Origin of the sequence: Occallatibacter sp. (assembly GCF_049802275.1) — a bacterium.
Lineage (GTDB): Bacteria > Acidobacteriota > Terriglobia > Terriglobales > Acidobacteriaceae > Telmatobacter.
Genome location: NZ_JBARMD010000033.1, coordinates 1 through 4,522, shown reverse-complemented (window position 1 = coordinate 4,522; position 4,522 = coordinate 1). Strand labels below are relative to the sequence as shown.

Genomic DNA, 4,522 nt, shown 5'->3' with positions numbered 1-4,522 from the left:
GTCTGCAGTTGCCGCCGGCGCTGTTGCAACCGCTGTGGGCTGTGAAGCAGCTGCCGGCGCGCCGTCCGCAGGCGTCGGCGTCTGGGCCGATAGCGATCCAGCCAGGCCAAACTGGAAGGCGGCAGCCGATAAAAGCGTCAACGTCAATGTCTTGCTTTCCAGACGCATTCAATTCCTCTCCAATGCTTCTAAGGAGATAGACGGGCGGCTGGGTTGCAAAGATAGCTGTCCAATCTTTTTTCCGCAGGCCCCATTTGAGAGTACGCTAATTTCGTAACCTTGGGAGAGATGAACCATGGATACCATCCGGGCCGAAGCCCGCGCGAGCGTTGCTGATATGCCTGATCAAACAGACCGTTTCGCATCTGTTTACCAGGTGCTTGGGGATGCCATAACCGCCCACGCTTTCTCCGGTTGCGCCTTCGGAGTCTTCGCCGGAGGCGAAGTCATTCTGGAGGACGCGCTTGGCCGTTTCACTTACGAAGACGGCTCCCCGCGAGTTCAGCCCCGCACCGTGTTTGATGTGGCCAGCATCTCCAAGGTGGTTTCCACAACCGCCGTCGCCATGCTCCTCTACCAGCGCGGCATACTCGATCTGGATACGCCGCTGGGAGAACTTCTGCCTGGCTTTGTCGTCGGACGTCTGGGCGCCCGCCTCGCGCTGCAAGTCACCCTCCGTCATCTTCTGGCACACAACTCAGGCCTGCCCGGATACGTCGAGTTCTTCCGCACGGTCTCAACTCCCACGGAACTCTACCGCGCCTGCCTCGAACTGCCCATCGAAGCAACACCCGGAGAGCGCAGCGAATATTCCGATCCCGGTTTCATCCTGCTGGGCAAGGCGCTTGAAGTCTTGAGCCAGGAAGATCTGGCTGCAACGGCGCAGAAGCAGATATTTGAGCCTCTCGGCCTCACTGCTACGCGCTTCAATCCCACATCTGAGCAGCGCCCCCTGATTCCGCCCACCGAGATCGACAACCAGTTTCGCCACCGGCGTATCCAGGGAGAGGTGCAGGACGAGAATGCATCGGTTCTGCATGGCATCGCTGGCCATGCGGGCCTCTTCTCCAATGTGTCAGACCTGCTGCGCTTCGCACGCGAAATCCTTGCTGGATCACGGAGCGTCCGGGCAGAAAGTGGTTTGCCGCTCTTCACACAAGATACGGTCGAGTGTTTCGCGTTACGCCAGGGACCTGAGGGCAGTTCACGTGCGCTCGGTTGGGATACCCCATCGCAGGAATCCTCGGCCGGTCATCATTTTTCACCGAACTCCATTGGGCATCTGGGATTCAGCGGCTGTTCGCTGTGGATTGACCTCGATGCTTCCATCGCCGCCGTGCTCCTGAGCAACCGCACATGGCCCGATCGCCAATCTCAGTTGATTAAGCAGGTTCGCCCGGCATTCCATGATGCCGTCCGGCTTACCCTGGCCGGTCAACAAGCCCAATAGTTTGAGTCATCGAATGACATTTAAGTGACATCCCACATCTTTAGAATTCTGATCCGGCTTGCCCGGATTGCAGATACAATAGATTCTGGGGACACACTTTGATGTTAACCAGTACGACGACGCATGAAGGCGCCGGCGCTCACGGGAAAGAGGAAACCAAGACGGACCCGGCTTCCCTACTCCAGCACCTTACTACCGAAAGCCAAAACGAAGCATCCCAAGGCTTTGACACCAAGTCGGCGCTGGAGATAGCCCGCATTATCAATCACGAAGACGCCAAGATTGCTGGTGCTGTCAAGAAGGCTCTCCCTGAAATTGCTGAGGTCATTGACCACGTCGCACGCAGCCTCCGCGATGGCGGACGGCTTATCTATATTGGTGCTGGTTCAAGCGGCCGGATTGCCGCCCTCGACGCCTCCGAGTGCCCCCCAACCTACTCCACCGCTCCAGGACAGGTGCAATACATCATGGCCGGTGGCCCCAAGGCCCTCGCCTCCGCCGTTGAAGTCAACGAGGATTCCGAGGAACTGGGCCAGCGCGATATTGCCCGCCGCCGCCCGACTCGCAAAGATGTCGTCGTAGGCCTTTCAGCTTCCGGCCGAACTCCCTATGTAGTTGCCGCCACCGCCTATGCACGCGCTCGCGGAGCCTATACCGCTGCCGTCACCTGCAATCAGGGCACTCCTTTGGCTGAGGTTGCTGACATCGCGATCGTCGCCGAGGTTGGGGCCGAAGTAATCTCCGGCTCAACGAGAATGAAGGCCGCCTCTGCGCAGAAGATGATCCTCAACATGATCACCACTGGCGCAATGACGCGACTCGGCTATGTGTACGAAAACCTCATGGTCAACGTGCACATGCAGAATTCAAAACTCGTCGAGCGCGGAATCCGCATCCTGATGAGCGCCTGCAAAATTGACCGTGAGACCGCCGTACAGACGATCAAGAGCGCAGGCCGCAGCGTCCCCGTGGCGCTCGTCATGCTCAAAGCCAAAGTTGATAAGCCCGAAGCCGTTCGCCGCCTCGCCAAATCCGACGGCAACGTCCGCCTCGCCATAGAAGACAACGTCCTCGAACTCTAGTGCGGGTGGCTTAACCCACTCGCCAAATACTTTTCCTGGAGTATCAGGCGCGCCCCTTGCAATAAAATCGCTTTCGAGCGCGCGCGAATACCGCTTCGACAGATTTTCTCCCGGGGGAGCGTGGGGCTTTTGGCCCACGACAAGCACCTCTTGACCAAGGCTTCAGCCCTCCGCAGCGTCGTTCCATCGCTTCATTAAACGGCTCTAGAAGAGCACGGCAACTTACCAAAATTTCATTCGAACTCGAGTCTTGTATCAGGGCATGACTTCCAGTCATGCCGCCAACGCCAGCCTCTCTCAGACTTATCATCCTGAGTGACACGCGATGGGTGAGCGGAACGAAGGATCTGCTTTTGATTTTCGGTGCTGGTTTCCCAACATGGCACGCGCCATCTCCGTAAAAAAGGCGACCCCGCGCCCCGCCATCTGATACAACAACCACGTGTCAGGAGGGCAAAATGACTGCAACCTTTTCCGATCAAGTGGCGCTCGTGGCCGGTGGCACCGGTGGTCTGGGCCGTGCCGTAAGTCTCGAATTCCTCGCAGCGGGCGCCAAAGTTGTCGTCACCTACCGCAACCCCGATGAATTCTGTTCTTTGCAAAAGGCCGCTGGCCCATCTGCCTCGATGCTCGAAGGTCACGCCGTAGATGTCACCGATGAAAATGCTGTCAGTCAGCTCGTCGCACAGATCCTGTCGAAACACGGTCGCCTCAATGCGATGGTGAACACCGTAGGTGCCTACGCGGGCAGCGTAAAGCTGTGGGAACTCGATACGAAGGTCTTCGATCGCATGTTGTCCCTGAATCTGCGTACTGGCTATGCCCTATCCCGGGGCGCCGTGCCCCACATGCTCAAGCAGAAGCACGGAGCGATCGTGAACGTTGCGGCCAAAGCCGCATTCGATCATGCCGCTGGAGCGTCAGCCTACGCAGCCTCGAAAGCCGCTGCCTTGGCCATGCTTGATTGCCTGGCCGCAGATGTTAAAGGCACTGGCGTGCGGGTGAATTCAATTCTCCCCAGCATCATCGATACAGAGGCCAATCGCAAAGCAATGCCGGACGCCGATTACGCAACCTGGCCGAAACCGGAAGACATCGCCCGCGTCATCCTCTTCCTATGCAGCGACGATGGCAAGGTGATTCACGGCGCAGCCATACCAGTCTATGGGGACAGCTAAGAGATCCGCAGATCCCCTACCGCATCTTCTCGATAGCCCTTGGACATATCGTTCCCGTTTCATCGGGCTCAAAACGTAGTCAGCCGCACCTTCAGCAAAACATTCTCATCAGCCTTTAAATTCAACCCATAATCGGTCTGATCACCGTTCCAGATCCGCGCCATCTTCCAGTTCCCTGCCGCGTCAAAACTGCCTTCTTCCACCTTGAGCCACAGGCGCTTCTTTCCCGGCGCGAACGTCGGCTTGAAATCCACGCGCGCATGGTGCCCCGCAACCAGGTATTCATCCTGCCCGAGTTCGACAACAACCACCCCACCATCCGGCGGCGTATTCCCTTTCGGCTGCATTCCGTTTCCAAACGATGGCATGCCGAATTTCACCAGCACGTCCCACCGGCCCAGCGGAATCTCGTTCGCATGCTGCTCAGGATTCTCACTGACCCCCACGACCTTTCCTTCCAGGTTCGCCTTCGCAATCAAGCGTGCGATGGGCGCGAGCAGCGCATACTGCTCCGCAAACGGCTTCAACGCACTCGCCTCCATGGCCTCGGGGCCAGTTGCCTCATTCGCATATCGTGTCAGGTCCAGCCCGAACGGAGACCACCCAATTGCACCTGCTCCAATTGCCTCGAAGACATACCGCGCATACGCTGGTGAATTGCCCGTCTCTGGAATCAGCAACGGATTCTTCTGCCCATATAGCCCAATCACTTTCAAGTATTTCGCGTACTCGGGCATGTAGATGTCAGGCGCAATCGCATCAATCGATGGCGCCGCAATCTTCCATAGACCGATGTTGTTGTCGGTTGGCGC

Annotated in this window: 4 protein-coding genes; 3 read left to right on the top strand and 1 reads right to left on the bottom strand. The window is 57.8% G+C overall.

Going from position 1 to position 4,522, the window contains the following annotated elements:
• The first annotated feature begins 295 nt into the window (after window positions 1–295).
• The 3 genes from WA354_RS00935 to WA354_RS00925 all read left to right on the top strand — a co-directional run bounded on the left by WA354_RS00935 (window position 296) and on the right by WA354_RS00925 (window position 3,710).
• A complete protein-coding gene (locus tag WA354_RS00935) occupies window positions 296–1,450 on the top strand; it encodes a serine hydrolase domain-containing protein (RefSeq protein WP_472811131.1) in 1,155 nt (384 codons plus the stop codon).
• A gap of 101 nt (window positions 1,451–1,551) precedes the next feature.
• Window positions 1,552–2,532, top strand: a complete 981-nt coding sequence (murQ, locus tag WA354_RS00930; RefSeq protein ID WP_472811130.1) for an N-acetylmuramic acid 6-phosphate etherase — start codon at window positions 1,552–1,554, stop codon at window positions 2,530–2,532.
• 458 nt (window positions 2,533–2,990) lie between these two features.
• Window positions 2,991–3,710 carry an SDR family NAD(P)-dependent oxidoreductase gene (locus WA354_RS00925; protein ID WP_472811129.1) on the top strand — a complete coding sequence of 240 codons (720 nt, stop codon included), beginning with the start codon at window positions 2,991–2,993 and terminating at the stop codon, window positions 3,708–3,710.
• A 68-nt stretch (window positions 3,711–3,778) separates the two neighbouring features.
• On the opposite strand, the gene WA354_RS00920 is transcribed toward WA354_RS00925, so the two are convergent.
• Window positions 3,779–4,522 (bottom strand): DUF5597 domain-containing protein (locus WA354_RS00920; protein ID WP_472811128.1); only part of this gene is annotated, 744 nt, incomplete at its 5' end.

What these genes read in the sequence shown, in the direction of transcription:
- WA354_RS00925 (WP_472811129.1), top strand. Translation starts at nt 2,991, where the DNA reads ATGACTGCAACCTTTTCCGATCAAGTGGCGCTCGTGGCCGGTGGCACC.
- murQ (WP_472811130.1), top strand. Translation starts at nt 1,552, where the DNA reads ATGTTAACCAGTACGACGACGCATGAAGGCGCCGGCGCTCACGGGAAA.
- WA354_RS00935 (WP_472811131.1), top strand. Translation starts at nt 296, where the DNA reads ATGGATACCATCCGGGCCGAAGCCCGCGCGAGCGTTGCTGATATGCCT.